Origin of the sequence: Pseudomonas veronii (genome assembly GCF_001439695.1) — a bacterium.
In the GTDB taxonomy this organism is placed as follows: domain Bacteria; phylum Pseudomonadota; class Gammaproteobacteria; order Pseudomonadales; family Pseudomonadaceae; genus Aquipseudomonas; species Aquipseudomonas veronii.
Genome location: NZ_JYLL01000018.1, coordinates 86,922 through 100,577, shown reverse-complemented (window position 1 = coordinate 100,577; position 13,656 = coordinate 86,922). Strand labels below are relative to the sequence as shown.

The 13,656-nt window shown below is 63.0% G+C and carries 7 protein-coding genes; 3 read left to right on the top strand and 4 right to left on the bottom strand.

Features of this window, described 5'->3' with window-relative positions; translation table 11 throughout:
- The first annotated feature begins 65 nt into the window (after positions 1-65).
- From TU80_RS20555 to TU80_RS20545, 3 genes are all read left to right on the top strand, one after another.
- Positions 66-1,268 (top strand): MFS transporter, encoded by a 1,203-nt coding sequence (locus TU80_RS20555; protein WP_057005259.1) that lies wholly within the window; start codon positions 66-68, stop codon positions 1,266-1,268.
- 193 nt (positions 1,269-1,461) lie between these two features.
- Positions 1,462-2,316 (top strand): CAP domain-containing protein, encoded by an 855-nt coding sequence (locus tag TU80_RS20550; RefSeq protein WP_017848452.1) that lies wholly within the window; start codon positions 1,462-1,464, stop codon positions 2,314-2,316.
- 158 nt (positions 2,317-2,474) lie between these two features.
- The gene (locus tag TU80_RS20545) at positions 2,475-4,661 is read left to right on the top strand and encodes a GAF domain-containing protein (RefSeq protein WP_057005258.1); all 2,187 of its coding nucleotides are present in this window, start codon (positions 2,475-2,477) and stop codon (positions 4,659-4,661) included.
- Between the two features lie 3 nt (positions 4,662-4,664).
- Here the strand turns inward: TU80_RS20545 and TU80_RS20540 are convergent, their stop codons facing one another.
- The 4 genes from TU80_RS20540 to TU80_RS20525 all read right to left on the bottom strand — a co-directional run bounded on the left by TU80_RS20540 (position 4,665) and on the right by TU80_RS20525 (position 13,598).
- Positions 4,665-5,831: a GGDEF domain-containing protein gene (locus TU80_RS20540; protein WP_057005257.1), complete on the bottom strand. Its 1,167-nt coding sequence runs from the start codon at positions 5,829-5,831 to the stop codon at positions 4,665-4,667.
- Positions 5,832-5,882: 51 nt separating this feature from the next.
- The gene (glgB, locus tag TU80_RS20535) at positions 5,883-8,120 is read right to left on the bottom strand and encodes a 1,4-alpha-glucan branching protein GlgB (RefSeq protein ID WP_046383202.1); all 2,238 of its coding nucleotides are present in this window, start codon (positions 8,118-8,120) and stop codon (positions 5,883-5,885) included.
- On the bottom strand, positions 8,117-11,464 hold the full coding sequence (treS, locus tag TU80_RS20530; RefSeq protein WP_046383201.1) for a maltose alpha-D-glucosyltransferase: 3,348 nt from the start codon (positions 11,462-11,464) through the stop codon (positions 8,117-8,119). Before treS ends, glgB begins: the two co-directional genes overlap by 4 nt.
- A gap of 145 nt (positions 11,465-11,609) precedes the next feature.
- Entirely contained in the window at positions 11,610-13,598 is a 1,989-nt protein-coding gene (locus tag TU80_RS20525) for an alpha-1,4-glucan--maltose-1-phosphate maltosyltransferase (protein WP_046383200.1), read from the bottom strand.
- Between the last annotated feature and the right edge of the window lie 58 nt (positions 13,599-13,656).

The following is a 13,656-nucleotide window of genomic DNA, read 5'->3' as shown; positions in this document are numbered from 1 at the left end:
CGTCTTCCGCCATGTTAGGCCACGCCGTAGATTTACGACAGTTTCGTTCATTCAAGGAATCTTCCATGCATACCTCTTCCCGTGGCGGTCTTGTCAGCCTGTGCCTGTCCATGTTGCTGGCCGCCCTTGGCACCAGCATCGCCAATGTCGGCCTGCCCAGCCTCGCGCAGGCCTTCAATGCATCCTTTCACGCGACGCAATGGGTGGTGCTCACCTACCTGCTGGCGATCACGGCAGTCATCGTCAATGCCGGGCGCCTGGGCGATCGGCTGGGGCGACGGCGGCTGTTGATCGCCGGCTTGCTGCTGTTCGCCTTGGCCGGCGGGCTATGCGGTGTCGCGTCTGGCCTGCGGTGGCTGATTGCAGCGCGCAGCCTGCAAGGTTTGGGCGCGGCGATCATGATGGCGATGACGTTAGCGATGGTCGGCGACACCGTCCCCCAAGCGCGCATTGCGCGTGTCATGGGCTTGCTCGGCACGATGTCAGCCGTCGGTACCGCCATGGGCCCCGGCGTGGGCGGCCTGTTGCTCAGTGTGTGGGGCTGGCGCGCGCTGTTTCTGGTGGGGATGCCGCTGGGCTTGCTCGCGGCCGCCCTCGCCTGGCGCTACTTGCCGGTGGATCAGCCACCCGCGCCACTGGTCGGCGGCGGTGGCGTTTGGCGCTTATTGCAGTCGACCTCGTTGCGCGCCGGCCTGGTGATGAGTGCGTTGGTGTCGGCGGTGATCATGGCCACCTTTGTCGTCGGGCCGTTCTACTTGTCCCGAGGGCTTGGGCTCGATCCGGCCGGGATGGGCCTGGCAATGGCCGTCGGCCCTGGTGTCGCGGCGCTCACCGGCATTCCGGCCGGTCGTCTGAGCGAACGCTTTGGCAGCCACGTCATGACACTCGTGGGGCTGGCTGTCTGCGGCAGTGGCGCCCTGTCGCTGTGCCTGGCGTCCGGGCTGGTCACTTATCTTGCCTCACTGATTACGCTGACGGCGGGCTACAGCCTGTTCCAGGCCGCCAACAACACTGCGGTGATGAGCGAAGCCGATGCGGCACGCCGAGGCACGATCTCAGGCCTGCTGAACCTGTCACGCAACCTGGGGCTGATTTTCGGTGCGTCGGCATTGGGCGCGATGTTTGCCTGGACCACTCCCGATGTCACCCACGCCACGCCGCAATCCGTGGCTGACGGTCTGCACGCAACCTTTACCGCGGCATTCGCATTGATCCTGCTCGCCAGCGCCATGGCATGGCGGCGGCAGCCCGCGCGTCAGCTGGCGTGAGCCGAATATCCTCGCTCATGACGGGTTGATCAGCCTCGCCATGCCGGCGCGGCGGGTGGTGGCGTTTGCCTTGTATGATCAGGGCCGTGAACATCCGGCATTCAAAACCCGAGGAAAAAAGTTCGGACCAACGGGTGCATGGACGCCCCTACATCGCGCATCATGGGCACTTTCAAGTTCAAGGGTAACGTCCATGCGCGTGCTGTCATTGATGATGGGTCTGACGACGCTGGCCGCCAGCCTGGTGTTCTGCGCCAGCGCGATGGCGAATGAAGAAAGTCAGTTGGTGCAACAGATCAACGCTTACCGCAGCCAGGTGCAACGCTGCGGCGACCAAGGTTCCCAGGAACTGCCACCGCTGGCCAGCGATACGCGCCTGGTGCTGCCGGCCAGTAATGTCGGCGACTTGCAGCAGGCCCTGGCCCGCGCGGCGTACCCGATGGTCAACGTGCAGGCAATCAGCCTGTCCGGGCCCAAGGATGCCCAGGCGGCCATGAAAGCCGTGCGCGAGAGTTTCTGCCGCGTGGTGCTGGACCCGCAATTCGTCGACATCGGCGTGAGCAACAGCGGCCAGGACTGGCGCATCGTGCTCGCCCGCCCGCTGCTGTCCAGCGGCCTGGGCGATTGGCAGACCGAAGGCAGGCAATTGCTGAACCTGATCAACGCCGCCCGCACACAACCGCGCCAATGCGGTCCCCAGGCGTTCACCGCGACCACGCCACTGTCGTGGAACGACACCTTGGCCAGTGCCGCCAACAGCCACACACGCAACATGGCCAACGGCAATTTCTTCGACCATCTGGACCACGACGGCCGCACCCCGGGCGACCGTGCCGAGCTGGCCGGGTACAGCGCGAAGAACATCGGCGAAAACATCGCGGCCGGCCTCGACACCCCGCGCAAAGTGGTGGACGGCTGGCTCGCCAGCCCCGGCCATTGCGCCAACCTGATGAACCCGCAATTCCGTGAAGTGGGCGCCGCCTACGCCATGGACCCGAAGAGCGATGCAGGCATTTATTGGACAGCGGTGTTCGGAACACAACAGTAAGTGAACACCCGCGATGAGATCTATCCCAGCGGGTGAAGCATCAAAGTGCCATCTCATGGATAATTGCGCTGAACCGGCAGCAATCATTTCTGTCTGTTGCTTATTGGCCTGACGCATCAGGCATCCAAACAGACCGTGGCAAACAAGGTGTTCACCCGATGATGAATTGGCTGCAAAGCAGCAGCGACATGGCCGAGCGGGTACGCCAGCACGACTGGGCCAGTACGCCCCTGGGTCCGCTGGAACACTGGCCGGATGTGCTCAAGACCACCGTGGCGCTGTGCTTTGCTTCAAGTTTCCCCCAAGCCATCGTGTGGGGGCCTCAATTGACGACCCTCTATAACGACGCGTTCATTCCGATACTGGGCAATAAACCCTATGCCCTGGGGCGTCCGTTCAGCGAGATCTGGAGCGAGGTCTGGGACGACATCAGCCCCATCGCCGATGCGGCTTTCCAGGGCCATGCGACCTATATCGAAAACTTCCCGCTGGTGATCGAACGCGGCGCGGCGCCGGAACAAGCGTACTTCACGTTCTGCTATAGCCCGATCCGCGACCCGCGGGGCCACGTCGTCGGCATGCTCGACACCGTGACCGAAACCACCGCCACGGTGTTCCTTTCGCGCCGCCTTGCGGTGCTGGATACCATCGGCAGCACGGTCGCCAATGCCACCGATGCCGAAGCCATCATGACCGCCACCACGCACCTGCTGGCGCAGCACCTGCAAGTGTCCATCTGCGCCTACGCCGATATGGACGCCGATGAAGACGGCTTCACCATCCGTGACAACTGGACGGCTCCCGGCTCGCCCAGCATCGTCGGCCACTACCGCCTGCAGGCCTTCGGGCAAACCGCGGTCAAGTGCCTGCGGGCCGGTGAGCCGCTGGTGATCGGCAACAACCGGCTTGAACTGCCCGCACAGGAAGCCGCGGCGTTCCAGGCCCTGGGCATCACCGCCACGATCTGCATACCACTGATCAAACACGGTCGCCTTACGGCCTTGATGGCGGTTCACAGCACAGCAGGGCGGACCTGGTCGCCGTATGACCTGGCGCTGTTGGCCGAAGTCACCGAACGGTCCTGGGCGCACATCGAACGGGTGCGCGCCGATGCCGCCGTGCGCGAAGGGTTGGCAGCCTTTACCGAATTGAACGCCACCCTCGAGCAGCGCGTGGAAGAACGCACCGCTGCGCTGGCCCAGGCCGAAGCGGCGTTGCGTCAATCGCAGAAACTCGAAGCCATCGGCCAATTGACCGGCGGCGTGGCCCATGACTTCAACAACCTGCTGACCATCATTCGTTCGTCGGTGGACTTTTTGCGTCAGCCCGGGCTGCCCGAAGAACGGCGCCAACGCTACATGCGCGCAGTGTCGGACACCGTCGAGCGCGCCAGCAAGTTGACCAGCCAGTTGCTTGCGTTCGCGCGCCGCCAACCGCTGAACCCGGAAGTCTTCGATGTGGCGCAGCGGGTCAAGGACATTGGCGAGATGCTCGAGAGTGTCACCGGTGCGCGCATTCATGTGCAGGTTCAATTGCCCGAGCGGCCGTGCCATGTCCGGGTCGACTCGAGCCAGTTCGAAACCGCGCTGATCAATATCGCACTCAACGCCCGCGATGCCATGGACGGCCAGGGCACCCTGACCCTGCGCGTGGGCACGGTGGACGCGATGCCGCGCATCCGGGGCGATGCCCAAGCCTGCCAGCCGTTTGTCACGGTGGCCCTGGCCGACACCGGCAGCGGCATTCCGGGGGAAACGTTCGAGCGCATTTTCGAGCCGTTCTTTACCACCAAGGCCGTGGGCAAAGGCACGGGCCTGGGGTTGTCACAGGTGTTCGGCTTCGCCAAGCAGTCCGGTGGCAATGTCGACGTGGCCAGCTGTCTTGGCCAGGGCACGGTGTTTACCCTGTATCTGCCCGAGGTCGAGCCGGAGGACGCCCGCCACGAGCCCTCCCCTAGTGACCCGACACCGCCCCACGACACGAGCCTGCGCAATATCCTGATCGTGGAAGACAACCTGGACGTAGGCCGTTTCGCCAACCAGATCCTCCAGGACCTCGGTTACCAGACCACCTGGGCGACCAATGCCGAACAGGCGCTGGCGCTGGCCGGTCCGGATGCCGCGGCTTTCGACGCGATTTTCTCCGACGTGGTGATGCCGGGCATGACCGGCGTGGCGATGGCCAAGCTCCTGCGCCAACGTCGCGCCGACCTGCCGGTGGTGCTCACCTCCGGCTACAGCGAAGAACTCGCGGAAAGCGGCTACGAAGGGTTCGAGTTTCTCGCCAAGCCCTACTCCGCCGACCAGGTGGCGCGGGTGCTGGCCAAGGCCATGTTCAAGGACTGAGCCCTACTCCGCCACGACCACTTGATTACGGCCGAGGGCCTTGGCGCGGTACAGCGCCTTGTCGGCGGTGTTCATCAACGCGTGCAGGTCGCCATCCAAGGTGCAGGTCGACGCCACGCCGAGACTGGCGGTCATGCCCTGCACAGGTTCGGAAGCCATGCAGGAGATGGCCTTGATCAACTGCTCAGCGATACCCCGGGCGGTTTCCAGCGAGGTATTGGGCAGCAACACCGCAAACTCCTCGCCCCCCAGGCGACCGTACACATCGGCCTGGCGAAACGACGCGGTGATCACTCCGCCGATCTGCCGCAATACCTGGTCGCCGGCCTGGTGGCCATAGGTGTCGTTGATTTGCTTGAAGTGGTCCATGTCGATCATCAACGCACACAGCGGCTGCCGGTTGAGGCGGCACTGCGCGTACAGCAATTGTGCATGTTCGAAAAACGCGCGACGGTTCATCAGCCCGGTGAGTTCATCGGTCTGTGCGGCGCGCGCGGAAATAGTGTGGGCGCGTTCCATCTGCCTGGTCAGGCGGAAGGCTTTTTCCAGGGCGCCGGACAACTTGCGCGTGGCACTGACCACAAACGAGGAAAACACCAGCACCGCAATCGCCACGCCGACCTGCATCGACGACGGCTGAAACAGCAGCCACAGCGTACACGGCAGCAACACCAGGCCCATGGACACCATGGTCATGTAGCGATAGGCCGAATAGCACGAGACAGCGCTGACGGACATGCCCACGGTAAACAACATCACCAGTACTTGGGACATCCGGTCGTCGCTGGGCATTACCGCAAAGGCGCCGGCGCCCCAGATGCTCGCGGACAGTATCAAGGTGAGCCAGTAACGGCGCTCCCAGCGTTCCGGCGTGCGCTCGCTGTGGGGGCTGCGAAACCACTCGAGGAACATTTTCACCCGCAGCAGCGATGACGCCGCCAGCACCGCCAGCCATACCTGCATGACCTGGTGGTCAAAACGGTCCCAACACAGCCAGCAAAGCATCGCCGCCGCGAAATAACTGCCGAAAATGGCGGCAAATGACTGACGAAACAGCTGATGCAAACGGTCGGTTCGCACCTGCCCCTCAATAACGCAATCCTGGTCTTGCTCATGCCCAAGGCCATTCATGAAAACCGCCTGATTCAACTGCCGCGACAAAGGTGCCATTGTGGCACCCTGCCACTAGCGCGGACAATAGACGCCAGCACCTTGGCGCCGTTAACTGTCTTGCGGACGCAAAATCAGCACGCCCAATGGCGGCAGATTCAACGACAGCGACACCGGTTGACCATGATGCGGTTCATCCTCGGTGAAGACCCCTCCGCCATTGCCATAATTCGAACCGGCATACGTGTCCGCATCGCTGTTGATCACCTCGCTCCAACGCCCGGCGAACGGTACGCCGACCTTGTAGGCTTCACGGGGCACCGGGGTGAAGTTGGCCACCACCAGCACCGGCCTGCCGTCCTTGCTCCAGCGCAGCCAGGCGTAGACGCTGTTGATCGCATCGTCGCCGATCAGCCACTGGAAGCCCTGGGGCGCGTCGTCCTGTTCATACAGGGCAGGTTCCTCGCGGTACAGGCGATTCAAGTCACTCACCAGCTTCTGCACCCCACGGTGTTCGGGGTATTGCAGCAGGTACCAGTCCAGTTGCTGGTCGTGGTTCCACTCGCGCCATTGGCCGAACTCGCAGCCCATGAACAGCAGCTTCTTGCCCGGGTGCGTCCACATGAAACTCAGGTAGGCCCGCAGGTTGGCGAATTTCTGCCAGCGGTCGCCGGGCATCTTGTCGATCAGCGAGTGCTTGCCGTGGACCACTTCATCGTGGGAGATCGGCAGGATGAAACGCTCGGACCAGGCATACACCAGGCCAAAACTCAGTTCATTGTGATGGTGGGCGCGGTACACCGGGTCTTGCTGGATGTAATGCAGGGAATCGTTCATCCAGCCCATGTTCCACTTGTAGTTGAAGCCCAGGCCGCCCTGTTGGGTTGGCTGGCTGACGCCCGGCCAGGCCGTGGATTCTTCGGCGATCACCAGCGCGCCGGGGGCTTCGAGGGCGACCACGTCGTTCAAGTGCCGCAGGAAGTCGATGGCTTCGAGGTTCTCGCGGCCGCCATGGCGGTTGGGCACCCATTCGCCGGCCTTGCGCGAATAGTCGCGATACAGCATCGAGGCCACGGCATCGACGCGCAGGCCATCGACGTGGAAGTGTTTGAGCCAATGCAGCGCCGAGGCCAGCATAAAGCCATGTACTTCGGTGCGACCCAGGTTGTAGATCAGTGTGTCCCAATCCTGGTGGAAGCCTTCCAGCGGGTTGGCGTATTCGTACAGCGCCGTGCCATCGAATTGCGCGAGGCCGTGGGCATCGGTGGGAAAATGCGCCGGCACCCAGTCGAGGATCACGCCGATGTCGGCCTGGTGACAGGCATTGACGAACTCGGCGAATGCCTGCGGCGAACCGAAGCGCGCAGTCGGCGCGAACTGGGACAACGCTTGATAGCCCCAGGAACCGCCGAACGGGTGTTCCATGATCGGCATCAGCTCGATATGGGTAAAGCCCAACTGTTGCACATACGGAATCAGCCGCTCGGCCAGTTCACCCCAGCCGTACTGGCGCGAAACCTCACCGGCCTCGTCCAGTTCGCACTGCCAGGAGCCCAGGTGCAACTCATAAATCGACAGCGGCGCCGTGGGCTTCTGCTTTTGCGCACGCGCCTGCATCCACGTGTGATCCTGCCAGTCGACCTGTAACGGCGACGCGACTTTCGATGCCGTGTCGGGTGGCATCTGGGTGGCCAGGGCCATCGGGTCGGCCTTGAGCGGCAAAATGCCGTGGGCCCCGAGAATCTCGTATTTGTAGGCCGCGCCCGCTTGCAAGCGTGGGATAAAGATCTCCCACACACCGGCCGGATGGCGCAGGCGCATCGGGTGGCGGCGGCCGTCCCAGATATTGAAGTCACCGACCACCGACACGCGCCGGGCGTTCGGTGCCCACACGGCAAACCGCACGCCCTGCACGCCATCGACCGTGGTCAACTGGGCGCCCAGGCAACTGCTGAGGTCACGGTGATTGCCTTCGGCAAACAGGTACAGGTCCATTTCCCCCAGCAGCAGTTGCTGGAAACTGTAAGGGTCTTCGGTGATCTGTTCGCCACCGGCCCATTGGATCTTCAACAGGTAGGCCTGGCGACTGCTGAAATGCCCGATAAACAGACCCGGCACCTGGGTCGCGTCGAGGCTGCCGATCGGCTCGCCAGTGTCGCGACTCAGCAGCTGGACACTCAAGGCCTCGGGCAGGAACGCACGGACAAACTGGCCACCCTGCTCGTCATCATGGGGCCCGAGAATCGAGAACGGATCATGGTGTTCGGCGCGCACCAGCGCTTCGACGTCGTTGGACGCCGGCATTGCTGTCAGTTTCGGCTGCAGCGGTTCTTTATTCGTAAAACTCATGACGTCTCCCCACCGCGTACAGATTTCGATCCAGGTATGAGCCCGCTGAGCAAACCGTGTAAACCCTGCAAGGGCACCGGCAGCCAGGTCGGGCGGTTTTCCGCTTCATAAGCCACTTCATACGCGGCCTTTTCCAGGCTGAACAAGGTCAGCGCTGCGTCCTGGCCTTTGGCATCCTGCCAGTCATGCGCCAGTGTAGCCGTCGCCGCGTGATAAGCCTTGATAAATGCCAGACGCGCCTCAATCAGGTAGCGCTCGGTCACACGCTGGCGCGCCGCGTCCGCTGCGGGTGAGTGGTCCACACCTTGCACATTCAGGGCCATGGCCGCCGCGTAATCAAACGAACGCAGCACGCCGCTGACGTCTTTATAGGGGCTGTGCTTGCCGCGCCGTTCGTGCAGCGGCCGCGCCGGTTCCCCTTCAAAGTCGATCAGGTAGGCGTCGCCTTTCACTACCAGCACCTGGCCCAGGTGCAAGTCACCGTGGACGCGAATGCGCAAGCCGCCCAACGTGGCCTGCGCCAACGCCCGGACCTGAGCGCCGATGGCTTTTTTCTGCTCCAACAATTCACTGACCCGCGCCTGATCGGCCGGGTTCAATTGGTTTTGATGCAGTTTGAGCAATTGCAGGGCGCGCTCGATCTGCGCCGCGATGTCCTTGGCCCAGGCCTCGGCATCCTTGGCGGTGGTGACTTCGGCTTGGAAGTCTGGGTTGGCCGTCGGCGCCGCCAGCACGCCGTGCATTTCACCCAGGCGCTGCCCGAGCAAAGCGGCAAAGTCGGCCAGCTCGCCCAAGGCGTTGTAATGCTGCTCCTGTTCGGACATCGCTTCGGCCTGTTCGTCGCGGATCGCGCGCTCCAGGTTGTTCTGGGTCCAGCCCCAGGCGTCGCCCTGGTTGCTCAGGTAGCCCTGGGCAATCATCAACAGGTTGTCCTGGCCTTGGCCGTCACGCCGAATCATCGAACCGAGCAACGGCGAAATGTTCGGGTAACCGGCTGCGGTCAGGTAGGCGCTCATCTCCAGCTCCGGATGGACCCCGGCGCTGACCTTGCGGATCAACTTGAGCACCAGGCTCTCGCCCACCACCACCGAGCTGTTGGACTGCTCGGCAGCCAGGTAGCGCACGGGCGACTCATCGGTCAGCGGCAGCCTGGCCAGCTGCGGCGTGGCTTCAAAGCGCAGCTCGCCCTCGCTGCTGTTCAACACGGTGCCGGCCTGCAAGGCCTGGATCACCGCGCGGATAAAGTGTTCCAGGCTGAACGCATCGGTCACCAACCCCACCTGACGCACGCGCCGCACACGGGCCAGGGCCAGTTGTTGCGGCAAGGCGCTGGTGAACTGGTCTTCGCCGAGAAAGCCGAACGGCAACTGGTAACGGCTGACCTGCCCCCCGGCGCTCACCTCGATTTCGCTGAGCAGCACCGGGTGCTGCAGGTCGCCGAACCGCACGCCGTAAGCGATATGCACGCTGTCGATGGCCGTGTCCTTGCCGGCGAACCAGCGGCGCTTGGGCAGCCAGGCCGGCAGCGAGGTGTGCTCCAGGACGGCGCGACACGGTGCGTCGAGCAGCTCCTCCATGCGTTTTTTCAGAACCAGGGTGGTGAAGTCCGGCATGCTTTGCACCGGTTCCACATGCCAGCTGGGCATCTGGTTTTCCGCCGCCAGCACGAACCAGTAGAAGCCATACGGCGCCAGGGTCAGCAGGAAATTCAACTGGCCGATGGGCGGGAACGCATTACCGCCGAGCATCTCCACCGGCACCATGCCGGCGAAGGCCGAGAGGTCCAACTCGGCCGCCTGGGCGCTGCGCGAGACGTTGGCCACGCACAGGATGATCTCGGTGCGGCCGTCGTCCCCGGTGAATTCACGGGTATACGCGAGGATGCGCCGGTTGCTCGGCGAGAGCATCTTCAAGCTGCCGCGGCCGAAAGCCTTGGACTGCTTGCGCACCGCGAGCATGCGGCGGGTCCAGTTGAGCAGCGAATGCGGGTCCTGGGCCTGGGTTTCGACGTTGACCGACTGATAGCCGTATTGCGCGTCCATGATCGGCGGCAGCACCAGGCTGGCCGGGTCGGCGCGGGAAAAGCCGCCGTTGCGGTCGATGGACCACTGCATCGGCGTTCGCACGCCGTCGCGGTCGCCCAGGTAGATGTTGTCGCCCATGCCGATTTCATCGCCGTAATACAGGGTCGGCGTGCCCGGCATCGACAACAGCAGGCTGTTGAGCAGTTCGACGCGACGCCGGTCACGCTCCATCAGCGGCGCCAGGCGCCGGCGAATGCCCAGGTTGATCCGCGCGCGACGGTCGGCGGCGTAGTAGTTCCACAGGTAGTCGCGTTCTTTGTCGGTGACCATTTCCAGGGTCAGTTCATCGTGGTTGCGCAGGAAGATCGCCCATTGGCAATTGGCCGGGATTTCCGGGGTCTGGCGCAGGATGTCGGTGATCGGGAAACGGTCCTCCTGGGCCAACGCCATGTACATGCGCGGCATCAGCGGGAAGTGAAAGGCCATGTGGCATTCATCGCCGTCGTCGCCCTTTTTGTCACCGAAGTACATCTGCGTGTCTTCCGGCCACTGGTTGGCTTCGGCCAGCAGCATGCGGTCGGGGTAATGAGCGTCGATCTCGGCGCGGATCTGCTTGAGGACGTCGTGGGTCTCCGGCAGGTTTTCGTTGTTGGTGCCGTCGCGCTCGATCAGGTACGGGATCGCGTCCAGGCGCAGGCCGTCGATGCCCATGTCGAGCCAGAAGCGCATCACCGACAGCACGGCTTTCATCACTTGCGGATTGTCGAAGTTGAGGTCGGGCTGGTGCGAATAGAAACGGTGCCAGAAGTACTGGCCGGCCACCGGGTCCCAGGTCCAGTTGGACTTCTCGGTATCGAGGAAGATGACGCGCGTGCCGTCATACTTCTGATCGTCGTCGGACCACACGTAGAAGTCCCGCGCCGCCGAACCGGGCTTGGCCTTGCGTGCGCGCTGAAACCACGGGTGCTGGTCGGAGGTGTGGTTGATCACCAGTTCGGTGATCACCCGCAGCCCGCGTTGGTGGGCTTCGGCGATAAAGCGCCGGGCGTCGGCCATGGTCCCGTAGTCGCTGTGCACGCCGCGGTACTCGGCGATGTCATAACCGTCGTCGCGACGTGGCGAGGGGTAGAACGGCAGGAGCCAGATGGTGTTCACACCGAGGTCGGCGATGTAGTCGAGTTTGGCGATCAGCCCGGGAAAGTCACCGATGCCGTCGTTATTGGAGTCGAAATAGGATTTGACGTGAACCTGATAGATCACCGCGTCCTTGTACCACAGCGGGTCTTTGATAAAGGTGGCAGCCTTGGGTTTCTTCGCCATTGGAAACTCCTGAAAACTCGAGGATTCTTGCAGACTGAAGCGGGTCGATGCGCGGGGGCTTGCGCCCGATAGCGGCAGGACAGTCACTTGATCCATTGGCTGGCATAGCGCTTTCGGGAGCTAGCCCCCGCCCACATGTCGCTCCTTAGTACGTGGTGATGCGCCAGATCCCGAACGGCATCTGCGGCTCCAGCCGCATCCATTGGGTCTTGCCGTACCACGTCCAGCGATGGCCGTTCATCAAATCTTCGCCCTGGGTGTGGGCGTCGTCCGGCAAGCCCAGCTCCCACAGCGGCAATTCGAATTGCGCTTCCTGGGCATTGAATGGGTCGAGGTTGACCGCCACCAGGATGAAATTGCTGCCGTCTTCGCTGCGCTTGCCGAAGTACAGGATGTTCTCGTTCCAGGCGTTGTAGAGCGTCAGCCCCAAATGCGTGTGCAATGCCGGGTTTTGCCGGCGGATGCGGTTGAGTTGGGCGATCTCGGCGATGATGTTGCCGGGTGCGGTGAAGTCCCGCGGGCGGATCTCGTATTTTTCCGAGTCCTGGTACTCTTCCTTGCCCGGCACCGGCGCGGCTTCGCACAGTTCGAAGCCGGAATACATGCCCCACAACCCCGAGCCCATGCTCGCCAGCGCGGCGCGGATCAAGAAACCCGGGCGCCCGGACTCATGCAGGAAAGCGGGGTTGATGTCCGGGGTGTTGACGAAGAAGTTCGGCCGGTAGCACTCGCGCCAGGGCGACTCGTTCAATTGCGCCAGGTACTCGCTCAGCTCGGCCTTGGTGTTGCGCCAGGTGAAATAGGTGTAGCTCTGGGAGTAACCGACCTTGCCCAGGCGCGCCATCATCGCCGGTGTGGTGAATGCTTCGGCGAGGAAGATCACCTCCGGGTACTTGGACCGCACATCGCTGATCAGCCATTGCCAGAATGGCAGCGGCTTGGTGTGAGGGTTATCGACGCGGAATGTCTTCACGCCCTCCTCGACCCAAGCGAGCACGATGTCACGCAGTTCAGTCCATAGGCTGGGGATCGCATCGGCGGCGTAGAAATCGACGTTGACGATGTCCTGGTACTTTTTCGGCGGGTTTTCCGCGTATTTGATCGTGCCGTCCGGGCGCCAGTTGAACCAGCCCGGGTGCTGCTTGAGCCACGGGTGGTCCTGGGAGCACTGAATGGCGAAGTCCAGGGCGACTTCCAGGCCATGGTCGGCGGCGGCCTTGACCAGGCGCCGAAAATCGTCGCGGCTGCCCAGTTGCGGATGAATCGCGTCGTGGCCGCCCTCCTCGCTGCCGATCGCGTAGGGGCTGCCCGGATCGTGCTGCTCGGCCCTCAAGGCATTGTTTTTGCCTTTACGGTGGCTGCGGCCGATGGGGTGGATCGGCGGGAAGTACAGCACGTCGAACCCCATGTCATGGATCATCGACAGCCGCGAATGCACGTCGAGGAACGTACCGTGACGCGCTGGATGGTCGGTGATAGAGCGCGGAAACAGCTCATACCAACTGGCAAACTGCGCACGCTCGCGCTCCACGTCGAGCGGGTACGCGGGACTGATGCTCAAATAGGCGCGGTGATCGGCCCGGGTCATCAGGTACGCACTGTCTTCGTGCAGGAACAGCGCAACCTGCTCGGTTTCCAGCAGGCCGGAGAGCTCGTGGTGCAAGCGCATCAGGCGCTCGCGCAGCTCACTGTCACTGCGCTCGGCGGCCAGCAGCACCAGGCTGCGGCCTTCCTGCAACTCAAGGCTGACCGGCACGCCAGCCTCATGTTTCTTGCGCAGTTCGTAGCAGAAGCTGGCAAAGGTATCGATCCAGGCTTCGATGCAATATTCATGGGGCCCTTGGGCGGTGACGGTAAACGCGCCCTCCCAACCGTCGTTGCCGATATCGGCCATGACCTCGCTGTGCCAGCTTTCATCGTGCAAGGCGCGCCAGCGGATCAGCACCGCGAGCGTGTCGTGGCCGTCGGCGAACACCTTGCTGGTGACATTGATGCGTTGGCCCACCACGGCCTTGACCGCAAATTCGCCGCCGTCGATCACCGGCATGGTGCTTTCAATCGCTATGCGAGGCAGCAATAACGCCTGGGACAGCGGCAATACACAATCGTCTGGAGTCAGTGTTTCAGCAGTCATCGAGCATCTTCCCCTTACGCCCTGTGGACGCTCTTTGCTTGATCCGAATTCTGATACG

Coding starts and splice junctions, on each gene's coding strand:
- TU80_RS20555 (WP_057005259.1), top strand. CDS start 66: ATGCATACCTCTTCCCGTGGCGGTCTTGTCAGCCTGTGCCTGTCCATG.
- TU80_RS20550 (WP_017848452.1), top strand. CDS start 1,462: ATGCGCGTGCTGTCATTGATGATGGGTCTGACGACGCTGGCCGCCAGC.
- TU80_RS20545 (WP_057005258.1), top strand. CDS start 2,475: ATGATGAATTGGCTGCAAAGCAGCAGCGACATGGCCGAGCGGGTACGC.
- TU80_RS20540 (WP_057005257.1), bottom strand. CDS start 5,831: ATGGCACCTTTGTCGCGGCAGTTGAATCAGGCGGTTTTCATGAATGGC.
- glgB (WP_046383202.1), bottom strand. CDS start 8,120: ATGAGTTTTACGAATAAAGAACCGCTGCAGCCGAAACTGACAGCAATG.
- treS (WP_046383201.1), bottom strand. CDS start 11,464: ATGGCGAAGAAACCCAAGGCTGCCACCTTTATCAAAGACCCGCTGTGG.
- TU80_RS20525 (WP_046383200.1), bottom strand. CDS start 13,598: ATGACTGCTGAAACACTGACTCCAGACGATTGTGTATTGCCGCTGTCC.